The organism is Roseibium sp. (genome assembly GCF_965216085.1).
Lineage (GTDB): Bacteria > Pseudomonadota > Alphaproteobacteria > Rhizobiales > Stappiaceae > Roseibium.
The window spans coordinates 4,142,451-4,160,040 of record NZ_OZ244138.1; the positions used below are offsets into that span (position 1 = coordinate 4,142,451).

The window sequence follows — 17,590 nt, forward strand, 5'->3', positions numbered from 1 at the left end:
GAATTCGGTTCGGTTTTTGAGAGGCGTTAGCCAGGCCAGCCGGTCGTTATGTCGATGGCTGCTAGCGCCGCTTCATCAGGCGCCGCACTGATGGCGTCCTTAAGGGTCCAGCTGTTGTTGAGGATCGCGTTTGCGTAATCACCAACAGCCGAAATAGCAGCCGCAGCCGCCTTGTATGAGAGGCTTATATTGATGTTGTCTGCAGTCCGGATTTTCGCCCCGACGACATCCCCATTTCCTGCTGCAATATGGCCCTGATAGATCAGCATGCCACCGATCCAATTAACCCGGTCATTAACGTTCCGGGTATCCATCACTTTGACGCCGTGCGGTTCGCCAAAATCATGGGCAAAACCGGCCTCAAGTTTGGTATCTCGAAGCTGGTTTACTTCCGCCTTTAGATTGGCCTTCAGATCCTCAAGCGTGATTTGCGGGAGTGCGTCAACCTCAACAGTGGTTAGCCGGACACGCTTCCCATTTCGAATAGTGTAGATATCGGAAAGGTTCATTTAGAGGCTCCTTGTCCGCTCGTAGATCGACACAAAGGCCTTAACGCTGGTACCCATATGTTGGGTTTTGCCTAGCTGGTAACTGGCATTGCTTGGGGTGTTTTCATAGAACCGGAAACCTGTGACGCGTTCACCGTCCCTGCCTCGGCAACCGCCCGTCCCCCAAACGGTTGCACCACCTGTCCGACTGTATGAGACGTTCTTTGCAAACCAATGCAGCGCGTGAGGGTAATCCGCCTGATTGGAAACCGCCCCCTGCACCAATTGCGGAAATAGCAACTCCCCACGCCAAACCGCATATCCAGCGGCATTGCACAAAGTAAAGTTGCTGAGTGAGATAGAGCCGTTGCTCCAAGCGCTGGTGCTGGATTGGAAGCCATCCGCATAACACCAATAATAATTACTCGCGCCGCCGCCAGTGATCCATTGCCCCTCTATCTCCAATTCCAAATGGAGATTTTGCGTTGAGGTGTGAATTCCGCCGAATTGAAACTCGACGTAATACTCATTCCCGCTTTCCGCCATTTCCTCAGTAAACACGCCGGAAAATTCCAACGTGTTCGCGGTTTCGTTGATGTCGTACTGAGCAATGAGCTGGTCTTTGTGGTACGATGCGAGCTGACCTAAAGTCAGTCCACCGCCCCCGACAGCGCCAGCGGCTAGCCCGCCGCCTGAGCTGCTGTACTTCGTTAAGCTAACCATTAGTCGGAAGCCTCAATTGTTGTCGCCATCGCTTGGATTGCACCAGCGGCATCCGCTTTCAGTCTGAGCTGTTCGCCGGGTGTGATGACGGTCCCTGCATCGAGCTTGAAGACTTCGCCAACCGCGATCTGCTGGCCATTCACGAGCGTGAATGACTTGGTTTGCCCATCGCCTGTTTTTGAAAGTTCAACAGTCCGAGTGCCCGGCACAACGCCGAAAACCCGGTTTACAGTCACGCCGTCCGGACTGAAGTAGTTCACCCCCGTATCCGGCCAGCCAAACATTGGGCTGTATTTAATGTCATCACCAGCTGCGTAAGCGACTTGCGTTACTTGCTCTAACGTCGCCCCGACTTTCCATAGACGGTAACCGTTTGCTTGATCGGCGGTGGCTACGTACGGGGTCGTTCCTTGAAGGAAAAAGGCGTTGCCGTAGTAGTCATTTGCAGTGGCCGTGTTCCAGAAGTGATAGTTACTGGGGGCGTTGATGTTTAAGCAGTGCGCGCCGCCGTGACCGTGCCAAAGACTCGCCATTCCATCGCGAGTAAATTGGTCATAATGAGTAACCCCGTTTGCAGCACCATTCCCCTTTAGGTTGCTGCGCCCGCTTGTCGTGTTTTGAGCCGGTGACACATTGTCATTCCGGTCAATCCGGGTGTTGTTCCCGCTAAGCAGGTAGCCGTCGATAATCGCGTCTGTGCCGACCCGAATTGCGGCGTGGTCACACGGTCGGCCATAGCCGGACGTGGTGGTGTACCTGATATTGCTCATGTCTGAGCCAGAGTTTGTCCACGTCCCGCCAGTTCCGCCAAAGGCCGTATACCAGTAGTTACTTGAATAACGGAAGTAACCAATAATGACCCAAGATCCACCGGGGAAGCACATCGGCTGGATATTAGACCCTTGCGCGCCGTAGTTATTGTTATGCATGGCCTGCAGGCTCCATTCGGCACTATAGGCCTCATTGAAGCTTGTCGGGACTTTGAACTTATCGAAGTAGGTGTTGTTCTCTTGGCTTACGGTATAGAGATACTGGTTCTGGTAAAACGTGACGAGCACATTAGTGTCATCGTCTTGCCAGATATCAATTTTGTGGCCAGCATAACCCGTGCTTTTTGCCAACACAGATCCGCGCGGGATCAAATCTGCATCAAGTGCATAGATGCAGTTGTTTTTGCAGACCACGTACCGGCCAAGGCTGGCAGACCACCTAATGCGGCTCCCGTTGTACCGGCCAACGTTCAAGAACACACCGTTCTGGTCGAGAGTGCTGGCATCTTTGGTACACAGATAGTCAGCGGCCCCCTTGTTGTGCTGGCCTAAGACAACATCCTTAAAGCCGACTTTCACTCTATGAGCGTTGAATTGACCGGCAGAAACCTGATCAATGTCAGCCGCAGTGCCATTCCGCTTAACCCGGTGTGCAACGCCGTAACTTGCCGGACTGCTGCCGCTCAACGTGTAGATATACATACCTGGGCCGCAGCGCTTAATGCTGGGGAATAGGTTTGTCGTTGCGCTGGCCAAAATCGTTTGCGTCAGATTGCTTCCGGTTTTGTCAGAGAACACAGTCAGCCGGACAGGGTAGGAAGATTGAGTGGAAACAATGTTCCAAGCAAAGCCGTAGGTACCATCATCACGTAGTTCAACGAGGTTCCAGAACTGACCACTTGAGTTGGCGTTACTCTCTACATATTGCGTGTAAGTCGTGCTCGACATCGACTGATCATTTTCAGTGTAGTCAAACAGAGCCATCCGGAAATCGCCGTTGCCCTCGGCGTACATATGGGCAAAAGACAAGTCAGTATCGTGTGCTCTGACCATGTAGCCGTGTTTATTGGACCCCTTATCCTGGAGAAGGGTGAAGGTCAGATCGCCGCTGTCCGGAACCCCAACTTCATACAGGCCAGAACTGGTGCCGTAGATATGGGCCAGAACCTTACCCTCACTCACATACGCAGCCGAGAACCGGCCCGGAACGTAGCCAGCGGAATAGCCAGAAGGGCCTGCGGTAGATGAAATCGGCGTGATGATCAGTGTAACCGGATCAACCTTGTAGCTGCAGATACGGGAGCTGGTGCGGCAGCTAGTCATGACAAACTTGGTCGCGCCAGCCTTTCCCATATGCAGGCCGTCAGGCAGGTAGTTCGCCTGATACGATCCGATGTACACAGCCGGTCCAGAGTAGGTGCACTTATTCGCCGCATCATACTCCACGGCCTGCACATAGATCCTCGCGCCGGTTGTGCTGGAGCTAAAGTCACAGAACTTCACGATGCTGAGCGTGTCGCTCATGTTGAGCGTTTCACAGCCGTGGTAAAATAAGCTGTTCTGGTGCGTTTCCTGCCACATCGTGCCGATGTGCTTAGGGCGCTCGCCGGTTACCGGCGCAAATTCATTCGGCAGGTAGCTACCCACGTTGGAAACGCTGAGGTCTTGAACCACCAGTTTCTTGCCGACCGCAGCCGACGCAACAGCAGTATCTGTATCGCCAATGTTGAAGATTTTCGTTTCGCTGCTCATAGGGCCAGGCTCCACCAGATGATGTCATTAGAAACGTCGATCGCATCAATTCGTGCGTTGACGGCAGTCAATCCTGGAAGGATCTGTTCGGCTGCTGCGTTGATGTTTTCGAGGTTATTGGCGACAGTTGTGAAGGTCGCCATATTCGAGTGAAGGCTGACTAGGGCCGCCAAATTGGCATGCACTTCGACCAACTCGGTTGAGATGGAACCAATGGTCACGATCTCGGTTCGCAAGGTTTCAATGGTTTGGGCGGCGTCGATCGCTGCCTGAACATCAGCGACAATCATCGCGGAAACTGTCCAGTAAGAGCCTTGATACCTTGCCTCGACTTGCTGACCGGCCTTGATGTCACCACTAAAAAGCTCGGTGCCATCCAGGCGGCGCAGCGCCTTGGGGTCCCATGAGCCATATTTCAGGGTTGCCGCGCCTGTATTGCCATTGCCGGCATAGAACGAAACAGCCGTGCCCTTGGTTGGCGTGGTGGGGCCATTCTCGACCTCGACCACATAGGCGTTGGCTGTTCCAACATCTTCAAAGTAGGTAACAGCGCCGGAGCTGAGGGCCGAAGGAGGCGGGAGCTTGTCGAACCCAGCAACAACGCCATCCAGCTCGCGGCTAATCTGATCAGGCCTTGCCCCGGTATTTCGGGTTAGGTTCTCTGTGCGGCCGTAATAATCGTTGCTCATGGGTGCCTTAACCTGCGCGGGTTGAAGTACAGAGTGAGGGTCGAGAGCGTGTGTGGCTTCTCGTGAGTGGCGTCAGAGCGGATCGCAGTTGAGATGTTGGAACCAAAACCCTTGATGTAGGCGACCGCTTCACCAACGAACTGAGCGCCCCAATAGAATTCGTTCCAGTTGTCGACATCCCAGAAGCCGCCGCCCATGGAGACATCAAAAATTTGCTCTGCGGTCGGGATCAGATCCGGGTTTCCATAGGAGTAATCCGCCATGATTGAGAGGGTCGCCGGCTCATCGCCTTTGACTTCCAACACCACCTTTTGAAACCGCTTGTTGATCGTCGGAGCGCCCAACGAATTGAACGGGTGATGGGTGTAGGCGTTGATTTCCGCACCATCGAAGGATGTCCCAACATCCAACTGGTACACCCAGCCATCCTCGGTCCCGACCAAGATCAGCTCATTGCCGTCAGCATCTACGCCTGAGTGGGCGCAAGACACCTGAAACGGAAGGGTCATCGGCATGCATTCCGGCTGTTTCCGGCCCATGTAAATGGACGTGACGGTTTTGTCGGACCAGAACAGGCGATAGATATCCCGGCTCTTGACCCGAACAGATGTGACCGGCGTGACGCCCTTCCGCTTTTTGGCCTCAAAGAGCGGTTCAATCAGCTCGGTCAAGGTGGCCGTGCGGAAGTTCCCGAAGGCCTGAGTGGCTGACAACCGCCGAACACCTTGCAAGTCCTGATAGATCACACCGCCGATGTTCTGGGCCGTTCCAGGCCGACCACCGGGTTCGTCCGTCAGGTCGTTGACGCTGAAGTCCTGATTACTGGTCCCGGTCAGATAAGCAATCTTGGACGTGCCGATGATGATCATGGCCGTGGCAAAGGACGGGATCAGATCTGCAAAATCGCTCCCAAAACCTTTCTCAGCGGCTCCACCGGTTGTTGTCCATTGGAGAGGATTACCGGTTTCCGAGTTCTGAAGGGAACCACCTCTGAAGCCGAGAAAGATATGCTCTGCATGCTCGGCAATATGGGTCGGTTTGTCCTTCTCAAGCTCAACACCGGTCCGCATGGGCGCGGCCACAACCCCGTCGAAGTCGTGGGCCTGCCCAACACCGTTGGCGAAATAGACCCGCTTCCAGTCCGATTTGCCGTAGAAATTATGCACCAGCGATTTGTAGTTCCCGCCAGCAGGCAGGATCGTTTCAACCGGTGCCCCGGAGGCTGTCGCTGAAGCGGTAGAATCCGCCCCTGTGATCGTTTCGGCCTGGAATGTACCTGTGATGTCCGTAAGGACAAGAAAGCCGTCACCGGTCGTTGTGCCGCCGTCTGTAAGCGCTTGGCGCCGGACTGTGGCCTTTGCCCCCGATGTTGTCCCAGTGATCTCTTCACCTTCCTGGAACAGCTTGTTGGTAGCTGTGTAATCAAGAACGAAGCCGAGCGTCTGCGCTTCCCAACCAAGCAAGGTTGCCTTGTGGATGTAACCGTTCGTTCCGGCAACATCATCCCGAACAGCGTAGATATCACCGTTGTAGGTCCAGATCCCGCGAATTGGGCCTGATCCAGGCGCTTGGGTGATGACCGACCGGCGTTCAGCAACAGCGGCCTGACGCCATGTGGCATCGTCTGTGTCGTTCCCTGCCCCGCTCTTGATCGATTCTCCGTTCGCCGTCGCAACGGTTGCTGCGGAAACCTGCAAGGCTTCATCGTTTTGGAACGTGCCGGCGACTTCAATCAGAACCAGATAACCGGCCGCATCAGACGAGCCATAGGCGCCACTTTCCAACACGCCATCGATCAGCGCGATTCCTTGGGCCCCGGATGTGGCTCCTGTGACCGTCTGGCCAGCCGTGACAGCCGTTGTGCCTGCGTCATAGGCCAACACCCAATAAGCGGCTTGAGACGGCTTAGGGCGCCCGTCCAGGCGCTCGTAACCCGCAAATCGCGTATATCCACTGACATCGGCCTCATAGCCTTCAGAGGCGATCACCATACCCGGTGGCATCGCCATAGCAGGCGTGACCAGGTTCAGCCCGCCGCGAAGCAGGATCGAAGATGTTTGGGTTCTTGGCATCAGATCAGACCAGCGGGCCAGCGACTTTTATGCGGGGCAGCTCAACACGCTGCAGATCGCCAAGCATGTTCGTATAGTTCGTGTGCCAGAACTGCGGCTGATCGATAGACTCGTCATGGGCCGCCAGCAGCAGAAGCGCTTTCCAGACAATGATCATGTGATGATCTTCATGGACCTCGGGCACATCGTCAGATGCCGTCAACCGTTGCGCGGATCTCCGGCAGAGGCCGCGCACTGTGTATGACCCATCTGGGACCGGCCAGAACCGCAAACGTTCCTGAGTGTCGACCGTATAGACGAGTGGCTTTTCCGTCCGGCCTGCGTTTGCGCCTCTGTCATAGGTCCGCCAAAACCGGCCCCAAGTCATGTCATAGATCGGTGCTTCTTGAGCGCGGTCTTCATTGGCGCCCTGAACGGTGAAGTTTGCAATACCTGTTTCCGGGTCTTTTCCGGGCTTCCATTCGCGGAACCGGGTCAGGCCAAAGTCGCTGGCCTCATAAGTCGAAATACCGGCAAGAAGCGTCCCCTCGAACCTATCCTCCAACCACAGCCATTCTGCGCGGTCGTTCTGGATATCGATCCAGGCCTGTTGAACCCAATTGGCAATGTCCAGGGGTCGGCCATTCAAGCCGGATACAGTTCCCGGGAAGGAGCTGGTGCCGCTTTCATGAGCCGTGCGCCGGCAGAGTTGGAGGTAATTCAAGGGGACGCCTCCGGATTACTGCTTGGAATGAACGACGTATGAGAAACGTGGCGTTTCCATCGGGTTGCTAAGGGCCGGTTCGCCTGGTTCAGTGCCGACGGTGTAGGAGATCTTTTTGGCGTTCTCCAAAACCTCGAAATAGCGGATGGGAATGGTTACCGGTTTCCCGCGGGGGATGAGCATGCATTCGCCGTTGCAATACAGGTCCAGATTTGCGCGTTCGCCTTCCTGTCGAGCAATTGTCAACGTCACCGTTGTGATCTTTTGTTCTTCATCTTCGGTGTCCTGGTCCTCATCGTCAGGAAACGTTTTGTCTGCAATCACCTCCGGCTCTTCGTCAGCATCCACGGGTGTCATAAGGGGGATGCTTGGAGCAATGGTGAAAGTCTCCGGACCTTTGTGTTCGCGGATCAACTCCCGAATGTCTTTTGCGGTTGCACCTTGCGGGACTTCAAGGTTCATCAGCCCTGCTTGGGTTAACAGCTGGGGTTTAGTGGCTTTATCGAGTTCGATCTGTGCCATGGGGTACCTCATAAGAAAGGCGGCAGGCCGAAGCCCACCGCCTCAAAGTTGGGGATGGTTTAGAGGGCGCTCGCGGCCACTTCCAAACGCACCATCCAGGCATCGTTCAGAATTTTGGCTACGAACCAGGTTTTCCAGCCCGCATAACCAACCTGGCCGAGCGGATCGGACTTGTCTTTCTTGTTTACCGGGATGATCGACGGTTCGAGCGCATCTTCTCCTGCCAGAGCCACAAAAGAGTAGGCGTCTTTCGCGAGATAGATGATTGGATACACATCTGCCTGAGTTCCACCGTTTGATTTTACAGTGCTGCCAGGAGCCCCACCTGCATCCAGATATGGATCCAGATCAGGCGAACAGACGTAGCGAACTTCTTCAACAGAGCCGAGTTCCTGCGGGCAGATCCGCGTCATGGTGCCGTAGCGAGCCACTGGGGTGAAGCCGTCAAGCTTCCGGATATCAGCTTCGTTGTCTGTATGAGCTACGGCTATGAAGGAGTCCTCGATACCGTAGGTTTCATAATCCGGGCTTGGTTTGAGCACCTCGCGCAGCTTCCGAGCCTTCTGGTTTTTCAGGGCGCGGATAACTTTGCTTTGCAGGTTGATGCTCAGCGGTGTGTTAACCTCAGCACGTGAGGCACCATTGGCATACATAACGTTGGTGCCGGAACGAAGCTCAGCCCAAAGAAGGGCTTCTTTCGTGCGGCCGATGTTATCACCCAGCAGCTCGACAATGTCCTGAAGGACCGGGTCTTCATGGGTGTCTTCGATCACATCTGTGATCTTGGTCACTTCACCGTGCTGCCGCAGGGTGGCAGGAACATTTTCATATTCCATCGCGCGCGGTGTCGGTGTCACGCCTTCTGTCAGCGGTGTGGTCGCCGCATCAAACGGTACTGGACGGCGCCACGTCAGGTTGACGCCCTTATTTTTGGGCATCTTGTACGGCTTGCCGAACTTGTCGAGAATGGAGACATGCGCAGCATACCGAAGCATTTTGCGCATAGCCCAAGTGTTCGTGCGCTGGCTGATGCCAGTCGCAGTCGAAAGGATGGTAGTCATGGGATCTGGGTCCTATTCAGACCCGCCCGTTAGCCTCGCTGTGCTTCGTCCTGACGTTCCTTGTCGCGCCAATATTTCCAATGCGTTGAGATATCTTCGCTATCTGCTGGCGGCATGGAAGACATTGGAGGATGGGTGTTGCCAGTCGTGCTTGTCGCGCCGTCCAGTTGTTTCTGGCGGCGCTTGGCGTCCGGGTCGGGTTGTGTGACTTGAGTGGTTTGATCCACAGTCTCGGACGGAGCGCTTGTCACAGCGGACTGATCACTTGGAGGATCGGCCGGCTTCCCCGTATTGGGGATCTCGGTCGTTTGTGTGGTGCTGGCCGCCTTTGCAGCCTTGTATTCTTTAAAGGCGTCCATGAAAATTTCGGCTGATGCAGCATTACTGACAGCGGAATAGTTTTCTCGGAAACCTTGTAGGGCAGCGCGTGAAATGCCGGGGGAATTAACAAATTCCACGATATCAGCGCTGTTTTTTGCAACGACATCCGCGTAATCGGGGTGTTTCTTTTCAAGTAGCTCTTTCTGCTCTTTGAAAAGTTGCCCGAGGTCTTCGTTGATAGAGTTTTCGCGAGCCGCCAAAGCATCGTCTTGGCTCTGACGCTGTTGCTCCAGCTGCTGGGCAACCTGCGGGTATTCTTCCCGGAACTCGGCCCCCTGAGTGCCGTCATCTTTCACCTTGAGATCTTCGCGGCCTTTTCTCAAAGCGGCGAGTTCGTTCAGGCGGGTTTGAACGCGAGCGCGGACTTTAGCGGCCTCATGGTGGCGGCCATCGCGTTCATGTGCAGCAATGCGACCCTGATCTGATGCAACTTTGTGTTCGAGTTTCTCAATCCGCTCATCAACGGGCGTTTCAGATGCGGGATTGGCATCGTCTTGGCCGGTCTGCAGATCGGTTGTCTGGGTGGCTGCCTCTTGACCCTCTTGCGCAGACGGTGCGGCAGTGGCGTCTGCGGCTGTCTGCTGGTCTTGGGGTTCTGTAGCAACCTCTTCAGCTGGCTCGGTAGCGGCTGGTTGACCGTCGTCAGCGAGCGATTCACCGAGCTCTTCAGCTTGAAGTTCGGCCCAGATTTTGGACACAGATTCTTCTACCGCACCGGCTTCAGCGGGTGCGCTGGTTTCATCAGTCATGTTTGCTCCGGAGAGATGGGCGGCCATAAGGCGGCCCGGTTGGGTTCAGGGCACGGAATGTGCCGTGATCAGCGCTGGTCTTCTGCGAGGCCCTGGATCATGTCCAAGGCATCCAAATACCCACGCTGGTATTCTGTTGTCGGGTGATCAGTCCCGTGCTTACGCAGCTTTTTCATTGGGCGATCACGGTGTTTCTCGTCGGCCTCCAGGATGGTCTTCCAGGTTGGAGAGTGCACATCGATCGGCATCAGACCAAACCTCCTGCCGTCTGGCCGGTGGTGAGCGTCATATATTGCTCAACCTTGATTTTCTGTGCCTCAAATCGGCGTTCTTCACGCTTGTCCTGAAGTTTGGCGGCGATCTCTTCCATCGCCACATTTGAGTTCGCAGCAAGCGTCATCATGGCGGTCTGATGGTTGAGCTGTGCCACCCGTAGTGTTGTCATGTTGTCCATGTTGGCCTTTTCGGCTTCAAGGCCCATTTGGTTCTGCTTCAATTGCAGTTCCATCTGCTTGATCCGCATTTCTTCAGGGCTCATGCCCTGGCTAGCGGCCTCCGCTTTCATCGCCTCTTCGGCCTCTTTGCGCCGCTTGTCTTCGTTCGCCTGGATTGTGTCGTTGTCCAAAACGACCTCATCAGCCGGAAGCATCAAGGCCTGAACGGTCTTGCGGAGCATTTCCGGCTTTTTCAGCATTGGGCCGTATTCCGGATGCGAACCGAACTCCAGAGCAAACAAGCGCAGGTTCTGGGCCTGCATTTCACGCGCCAGGAGGACGCTAGAACCACGGGCATCAACCTCGTAATCACCCTTGATGTCTTCCCGGTCGCTGAACTGCATATTCCAGTCATAGAGACGGCGCATGTTTGGAACAGTCATGTCGTCGTCAAAATTCTTGACGATCCGCCGAAAGATCACGTTCGTGGCGTTGATCAGGATTGCCATTCCTTGGGCAGTCTTGGTGACGCCCGAACCCTGATCGCCTTGCGCAAGCGCTGTCAGGCCGGTTTCATCATCCATATGCTTTTGCGCAATCGCCATGATCGCCGCAAGTTCGGCCTGATGATTATCGATGTTAATGACGCGGATCGGGTCTTCATCTTTGGGAATGCCGTCCTTGGAATAAAAACGTTTGAAAGGACGGATCGTCCAATCGTTGTCGTCTACTTCCAATTGGCTCTTGTCGATCACAAAAATAGGACCTGAAGACACTCCCGCGTTGTTCATCATCTGCCGGGCCGCAGCATTCAACATGTCCTGTGCATGTTTGCAGATATGCGGGACACCAAAACCAAATACGCAGCCCTCATCCTTGCGGATGTTGAAGACCGAATACATCGGCTCGCCACTGTCATACGGGTAGATAGCGAACTTCAGAACCTCGCCCTGGCAGAACCAGACACGGGCCTGGACCTCCTGCAGAGCATCAAATTCGGTTTCCAGCTCCTCGGCAGACTCTATGTCTTCGCCATGAATATGGAGATCCCGCATTTCTTCGGCCGTCAACGGGCCGGAGTATTCCCAAACCTGATACAACTTGCCGGTGGATTGAGAACCTTCCCCGGTGATGGACCTCAGATCCTGGAAATAGCTCGGAACGCTGTCACGGGCATCTGAGTTCAACAACCGGCGCAAAGCGTCTTTGTCAAAGCCGGATTTATGCTGGAGATTACGGAGTTTGGCCTCGCTCATCAGGTGCCGCTCAAGGACGGCATCACCAGCCGACAGGTGCGCGACATCAAGGGGCGGAAAGAACCCCCACGGGTTGACGTGTTGGAAACCCACTGCCGTTTGTGCTTCTTCCCCCATCGTGAATTTGCCATTGCTCAGTATCCAACGGCGGCGGGCTTTGTCTGTTTGAATTGGGCCTTTGGCGACACCAGTCCCGATCTTGCCGGAATCCTCCAAACTGTCACGCATGGCAGCCTGATAGCCGCACTCTTTCAACTGGTCGTGCATGAGATCTGCCATGCGACCCGACCGGCTCTTAGCTTCCTCCACATGCTGCCGTAACTGAGTATCGATCGATTCCAGGCTTTCGATACGCTTCTCAATTGCTGGCAATTTGGCCCGTGCTTGTGGGTCTCCCGCCTCTGCCGCTGCCCGCAGCTCTCCAACCTTATCCTTGAGCTCTGAGACGTGGCCGCGGGCCTTCTTCGCCTCTTCTGTCATCTCAGGGATTGGTGTTGGTTGAATGCCCCAATTCCGATCATCAGTTGGAAACAGGAGGTCCTGGAGCTTGGCAACCATCGCGTCCGTTTTTGGAGCGGTTAGGTTGATAAAGATCTCGGACTGGTCCTGCTCGCTGAAGCCCGCAATCTCCTTGGCCGTGTACTGGCCATGATACCGGCGCAGATCGTCCAGCCAGCGCTGCTCGATGGTGGATCGCTTAGACACACGGTCCTTTGCAATGCCTTCCAGGCGCGTCACAATAGCGCCGAGCTTTGCCTTCAGTGCCTCTTTCGATGCCGGACGTTCTTGCATTCTTAAAACCCTGAAAGTGTTGCTGAAGAACGCCCTGAGGACGTATTGAAACTATTGGGCTTGACCTGTGCCCGTTTGCGGCCGGAAGCGACCAGTGAGCGCATGGCGTCCATGTAAAGGGACGGCTCTGCAGGCTGGCCGGTCTCATCCATGTAATAGGTGCGGTAAGCGTCCTTGAGCCGTTCCAGGTTCGAGAAGATCTTGACGAACCCCTTGGCAAGGGTGGACTTGACCTCAACGATACCGGCATCCGGGCTCTTGTCGTCAGGCTTCACGTAGATGTTGTGACGGCGCAGAGCTGCCTTGTATTCCTTTAGATCGGCAAGGTTCATCTGGCTGGTCTGGGCCAGAACACCCCGAACCCAATCGCCTCTTGCTTTCACCGCGGCCCCAAGGTTGGCGTGATCGCCACTGGAGAACTCCGATTCCGCATAGATGTGGCAGGCCCCGTATTCATCCCAAGCGCCCCACAGGGCCACGACACGGCCAGCGTCGGCGGCCAGCGCATAGGATTTCGGCCAGTGGCCTGGAAGAGCCATCGGAGGGATTTCAAGTTCTGCCATGTCCGGATCAAACACCCTGCCAGCGCCAAGCGCGCATTCCGAGAAGGCGCGAGAGGCTGCATCAACAATGTCTTTCAGTTTCCCGCTCGGGAACGCTTCCATTTCATCAAGAAACGCCTCATTCCATGGTCCTTCGACCAGGTAGACGTTTCCGGCTTCAACCTGCGCTGCAAAGGGCTCGGCCCTTGTCACCTTGTCGCCGGTTTCCCTTGATGCCCTAACCGTGTAGCCGACCAGCATCTTGACCATTTGTTCGGCTTGGTCTTTGCCTGCCTGCCCTGGATCTTGAGGCAAGGAAATCCGTGTTTCGACACCGTCAGCCTGCGCAGTGGTCTTGACCAGATTCCGCACCCCTAATGGGCCGGCACGTTCAACAACCGTATGAGCAACGATCACCCGGCCATCTCTTGCGATGCCAATCTTGACCCCGGCAGTTCGCGCCGCGGTTATGTCTTCGCCTGCCGCAAAGTCCCAGCCCCTGACGAACTGGACCAGCGCAGGCGCTTGCGGGATGGTCTTAAAGTCCGATCGGCGGAACAAGCCTCCATCCCGTGGCGACGGGCGCTGCTGATACTGTCCGGCGTAGGCGTAAGAGCCTTTGGCCTTCTTCAACCGGTCAACGTCACTTGCCGGGAAACGCTCCGGAAAGAGCAATTCACCGTCCGTGGTTCTCGGGTCTTCAAAGAACAGCTCACCGTCAACGACAGTCCGGCAACGGCTTTCCGGTTCAAACTCCATCGGCAAGTTCAGATGGACGAACCCGATATCAAGCTCGAGCGCGACAGCCGCAACATCCTGCGCATGAAGCCGCTGCATGATGATCACGATTGCCGACGTTGCCACGTCATTCAGGCGGTCAGAAATGCCCTCTCGGAAGATCCGGACAGCTGTTGCCCGTTCCGTGTCGCTTTCCGCCGTTTCTGTTGAGTGCGGGTCATCGATCTTGACCCGGTCGCCACGGCCACCCGTCATGGAGCTGAACGGGCGGGCTTCACTGAAACCGTTGCCGGTGTTCTCGAACTTCCCCTTGGCGTTCTGGTCGGCTCGCAAGCGCATCGGCCAGAGCATCTGGAACTTCGGACTTTCCACCAAACGGCGAAGCTTGATGTTATCCCTTAGAACGTTTGGCTGGCTGTAGGAGGTCGCCAAAACCTGAATGTCAGGCCGTGCACATGGCCCCCACTCCCAAGCGGTCCAAAAGACCATCAGGAGCGATTTCATCATGCCCGGTGGGACAGTCATCAGGAGGAACTGAATACGCCCCTCACTGACAGCTTCCAGGTGCTTGCACATGGCGAGCAGGGCCCAGCCGAATTTCAGTTCCCTCTTTGGCTCCAGAATGGGCCAAAATTCCTTGATGAACTCTGCCAGGGTGCTGCACCGTGCCCGGATGCGTTCGGACTCCCGCGCAACACGGTCAAGCTCGACCTGTTCAGCCCTCCGCTTCCTCTCCGCCCGGATCGCCCGCATCATCGTCGCCGGATCCGCCTGCAATTGGACCGAAGAAGGCTTCGAGGGTTTCAAGCTGTTCATCCGTTGCTTCGCTAAGATCAATGGTCGGGATGGGGCCGCCGTTTGGTCCGCTGATCTCCTTGGTGTCCCGCTGTCCCAGCAATTGCTTGCCGAGCCAGATCAACATGGCGGCGTTGCCCTTTTCAGCGGCCTTGAACTGCAACCGGCGCAAGGAAGCCCGCCCCTCATGCTGACCGAAGTCGAGGGCTTCAGCGGCTTCCGGGTTGTCCTTCTTGAACTTGATGAAGGTTGGTTCTGACACGCCAAGAACAGCGGCGCATTCCTTGGTGGTGGCTTGGATCTGGCCGAGGCCCTTGATCTGCTTCAGCGTCTTTTCATTGGCCTCAAGGGCCGGAGGGCGACCGCCCTTGTTCTTCACATCTGCCATTTGCTCTTTCCGGCTCAGGCCTTTTCAATGACGATCTGACGTCGCTCTGACATCCTTGCGTTGCAAAGCCCGAGGTGTTTCACTTGTCATTTCTAATAGGGAGTACTGTGATGGCTGATGACCCAAAAGAGCCCGAAACCCAGGACCCGGATGAACCTGCCCCCGAAGGAAAACAATATCGCGGTTGGTGTGAGACCGAACAGACGTTTACCAGTCTCTGGCACAGCCGTCGGCACGATGCTGAACTTACGTTAGTAAAACACATAGACAATGGTCACAGAGCTTGGATAAAAACGCGAGGCTAAGCACACAGCATTGTCAGTATCTATTCGGCCCCATCAATCACCTTTAGGCTCATGCCGTAGTTGTCCACGCCTTGGCCCACCTCGACCCCTTCCCGCTTGATCAGCCGGTTCTTTCGGAAAGGCCTGTAATCAACGTGGTGGTGGACACGGCCAAAACGCCAGGCCAGACGCGACACATCCGGGTGGACCTTCACAAGCATCTCTGACTTGGCTGTCGTGCCGCCTGAGGCGTATTTCTGCCCCGGCTGAACGTCACCTTCGACGTGGTAAAACTCGGCTGTGTTGCCACCCCCAATCTTCTGGGTTTCGATCTTGTCTTGCAGGAATGCGTTGAACTGAACCGTGCACCAGCCCGCTTTCAGCATATCCAGGGACAGGATCGTGTCTTCATTGTACCGGCCACGCCACCTGAACGGGACATCGTTCCTGATCAGGTTGCAAGAATAGATCCGGGTGTTCGGAATGAAGGGCGGCGCCTTCTGCTTCCTCGGCGCGAAACTCTCATAGGCAGGGCCAGCCATGGCCACGTTGCGGTACCGGAGACAGAAGTCCTCCATCACCTTGAACAGCGTTCCATCCCCCACCGGTATCTTCATGTTCCGGTTCAGCCGGTAGAAGTTGGCAAGGTTGTCATCCATCACCCAATGCCAGTCATGGCCCTGAGCTATGGAATGCTCCCATATGAAGTTGCGCGCCGGTCCCGGCCCTGTGCTCTTGGTTAGGCCCAGATCATCACACAGCTCGTACCGTTCCTTATAAGACAGGTCGAGCACAACGATATCGCAGAGCAGATCCTTGGCCGCATTGCGATAGTCATCCACTTCCTGAGGCTCAACAACAACTGAGTGACGCACACCTATTCTGGTCAGCGCCTTGGATGTCATCATGTACTGAGCCCGCCCCTTGGAAGGGATGTAAAGCGGGAACTCAGGCTTCGGCCACATAACGCTTATCCGCGTAACGGGCGATTTCTTCCTCAGGGTGCCAGATCGATCGAGCCTTTGGCGTGATCTCCTGGCCGATCAGTTTGGCGAAGTCCGCAACGGCCTCATCATCCTTGAAGTTGATAATGATCTGGCGATGTGCCGTGGCGTCCGGCTGATTGAATTCCGGCATGCCCTGCCACTCGGCCTCAGGGTCGTTTTCCCCTTCGCCGGCCAGCATCTGAAGGCCTTCAACTTCTTCAAAGCCCATGGAGACAGGTTCAAACCCGCCTTCTGTCAGGTCCTCCAGCTCGATCTTGAGCAGATCCGCATCCCAGGCCGAGTCTTCACCAACCCGGTTGTCTGCGATCCGATAGGCCTTGATCTGTTTGGCGGTCAGGTTCTTGGCAACGTGAACCGGGACCGACTCCATTCCCAGCGCTTGGGCGCCCATCCAGCGGGTATGCCCCACGACTATGACGCCTTGCTTATCCACAACGATGGGCTGGCGCCACCCGAACTCCTTCAGGCTCAGGGCCACCTTATCAACCGCGGACTGCGGGATCTGGCGCGGGTTGTTCTTGTACGGCTTTACCTTGTCTGTTGACCAGGTTTCAACTTTTAGATTGTGCTCTTGCATGACCATTCGATAGAAACGATCCCGCCCTGCGTAGGGTGGCGGGATGGCCGTTACCGGCCAATGACGGTCATGTGAGGTCAAGTCTCACGGTTCACGGTGTTACAGCACCGTGGCCCCCGCCCGGTCGGCAGGGAATTTCGGATTGTTGGCAGAGCCTTTTAAAGGCGCTTAAGAAACGTCACGAATTGCCCGTTGGATTTAGTCACGATTGACAGACTGATACGGGAAATCACGGACCTATTTTAAGTTGATGAACCACCCTCCGCACCAGTAACCTCAGATTGCTATAGTTCTATGAGGTACTCAAAATGAAGTTCATCAGATTGAATGTTACTGGCGGGACAAGAGACTTCCCGATTGTTCTCAACACCGCCCACATCGTCGCGGTCTTTAACCATGGAACCAACACTATTGTTGAAACGACCAGCATCGCCACAGGGCATACTGGCCCTGGTCAAGTGAGATATACCGTTAGCCAAACACCTGAAGAGATCTTTGAATCCCTTGGGCCTGATAGGATCGACCTTGCCCCGGCCGATATTGATTTAACCCAAGCTGAGTAAACGATCTGGGCGGCGCCAGCTATCTGCAACTCGCGCCGTTCCCTTTCCAACCGGATGTGGAGTTGTATTGCTCACACCTCAATGCGTGCAGTGCAGTCACCCTTGACGATGGTCAGAACGCCGTCGGCAATCTCGATGAGGTCAACCCTCGGAAAGCACAGCCGCAGCATTGTCTTACCCACATAGAAGTGCCGCATGTGCTCCTGTTCGACATCAGCCATGAGAATGTAGGTTTCGGTTTCAGCCGGGAGGTGGAACCGTACCCAGCGATTGAAGAACCAGTTCCGGATTTCTCGGATCATCG

Annotated in this window: 17 protein-coding genes; 1 reads left to right on the forward strand and 16 read right to left on the reverse strand. The window is 55.5% G+C overall.

Translation table 11 applies throughout. From position 1 onward, the window contains the following. Nucleotides 1-26: 26 nt before the first annotated feature. The 15 genes from ACOOFE_RS19505 to ACOOFE_RS19575 form a co-directional block, all read right to left on the reverse strand. On the reverse strand, nt 27-509 hold the full coding sequence (locus ACOOFE_RS19505; protein ID WP_420411601.1) for a hypothetical protein: 483 nt from the start codon (nt 507-509) through the stop codon (nt 27-29). Then, on the reverse strand, nt 510-1,211 hold the full coding sequence (locus ACOOFE_RS19510; protein ID WP_420411602.1) for a hypothetical protein: 702 nt from the start codon (nt 1,209-1,211) through the stop codon (nt 510-512). Continuing rightward, nucleotides 1,211-3,733 carry a hypothetical protein gene (locus ACOOFE_RS19515; RefSeq protein ID WP_420411603.1) on the reverse strand — a complete coding sequence of 841 codons (2,523 nt, stop codon included), beginning with the start codon at nt 3,731-3,733 and terminating at the stop codon, nt 1,211-1,213. The genes ACOOFE_RS19510 and ACOOFE_RS19515 overlap by 1 nt, the downstream gene beginning before the upstream one ends. Further along, a complete protein-coding gene (locus tag ACOOFE_RS19520; RefSeq protein WP_420411604.1) occupies nt 3,730-4,422 on the reverse strand; it encodes a hypothetical protein in 693 nt (230 codons plus the stop codon). Before ACOOFE_RS19520 ends, ACOOFE_RS19515 begins: the two co-directional genes overlap by 4 nt. After that, complete coding sequence (locus ACOOFE_RS19525; RefSeq protein ID WP_420411605.1) at nt 4,419-6,494, reverse strand: hypothetical protein; 2,076 nt, start codon at nt 6,492-6,494, stop codon at nt 4,419-4,421. Before ACOOFE_RS19525 ends, ACOOFE_RS19520 begins: the two co-directional genes overlap by 4 nt. A gap of 4 nt (nt 6,495-6,498) precedes the next feature. Beyond that, on the reverse strand, nt 6,499-7,197 hold the full coding sequence (locus ACOOFE_RS19530; RefSeq protein ID WP_420411606.1) for a hypothetical protein: 699 nt from the start codon (nt 7,195-7,197) through the stop codon (nt 6,499-6,501). A gap of 15 nt (nt 7,198-7,212) precedes the next feature. Then, entirely contained in the window at nt 7,213-7,719 is a 507-nt protein-coding gene (locus ACOOFE_RS19535; protein WP_420411607.1) for a hypothetical protein, read from the reverse strand. Nucleotides 7,720-7,778: 59 nt separating this feature from the next. Then, complete coding sequence (locus ACOOFE_RS19540; RefSeq protein ID WP_420411608.1) at nt 7,779-8,780, reverse strand: N4-gp56 family major capsid protein; 1,002 nt, start codon at nt 8,778-8,780, stop codon at nt 7,779-7,781. 29 nt (nt 8,781-8,809) lie between these two features. Further along, on the reverse strand, nt 8,810-9,910 hold the full coding sequence (locus ACOOFE_RS19545) for a hypothetical protein (protein WP_420411609.1): 1,101 nt from the start codon (nt 9,908-9,910) through the stop codon (nt 8,810-8,812). Nucleotides 9,911-9,978: 68 nt separating this feature from the next. Next, nucleotides 9,979-10,158 (reverse strand): hypothetical protein, encoded by a 180-nt coding sequence (locus tag ACOOFE_RS19550; protein WP_420411610.1) that lies wholly within the window; start codon nt 10,156-10,158, stop codon nt 9,979-9,981. Beyond that, a complete protein-coding gene (locus ACOOFE_RS19555) occupies nt 10,158-12,392 on the reverse strand; it encodes a hypothetical protein (RefSeq protein WP_420411611.1) in 2,235 nt (744 codons plus the stop codon). The genes ACOOFE_RS19550 and ACOOFE_RS19555 overlap by 1 nt, the downstream gene beginning before the upstream one ends. Before the next feature lie 2 nt (nt 12,393-12,394). Next, the gene (terL, locus tag ACOOFE_RS19560) at nt 12,395-14,428 is read right to left on the reverse strand and encodes a phage terminase large subunit (RefSeq protein WP_420411612.1); all 2,034 of its coding nucleotides are present in this window, start codon (nt 14,426-14,428) and stop codon (nt 12,395-12,397) included. Further along, complete coding sequence (locus tag ACOOFE_RS19565; protein WP_420411613.1) at nt 14,388-14,855, reverse strand: hypothetical protein; 468 nt, start codon at nt 14,853-14,855, stop codon at nt 14,388-14,390. Before ACOOFE_RS19565 ends, terL begins: the two co-directional genes overlap by 41 nt. A 325-nt stretch (nt 14,856-15,180) precedes the next feature. Then, a complete protein-coding gene (locus ACOOFE_RS19570; protein ID WP_420411614.1) occupies nt 15,181-16,104 on the reverse strand; it encodes a hypothetical protein in 924 nt (307 codons plus the stop codon). Further along, complete coding sequence (locus tag ACOOFE_RS19575; RefSeq protein WP_420411615.1) at nt 16,088-16,804, reverse strand: ParB N-terminal domain-containing protein; 717 nt, start codon at nt 16,802-16,804, stop codon at nt 16,088-16,090. Before ACOOFE_RS19575 ends, ACOOFE_RS19570 begins: the two co-directional genes overlap by 17 nt. 227 nt (nt 16,805-17,031) lie before the next feature. Here ACOOFE_RS19575 and ACOOFE_RS19580 point away from each other — a divergent pair, with 227 nt between their 5' ends. Beyond that, the gene (locus ACOOFE_RS19580; RefSeq protein ID WP_420411616.1) at nt 17,032-17,286 is read left to right on the forward strand and encodes a hypothetical protein; all 255 of its coding nucleotides are present in this window, start codon (nt 17,032-17,034) and stop codon (nt 17,284-17,286) included. A gap of 71 nt (nt 17,287-17,357) precedes the next feature. On the opposite strand, the gene ACOOFE_RS19585 is transcribed toward ACOOFE_RS19580, so the two are convergent. After that, nucleotides 17,358-17,588 (reverse strand): hypothetical protein, encoded by a 231-nt coding sequence (locus tag ACOOFE_RS19585; protein ID WP_420411617.1) that lies wholly within the window; start codon nt 17,586-17,588, stop codon nt 17,358-17,360. Nucleotides 17,589-17,590: the final 2 nt, after the last annotated feature.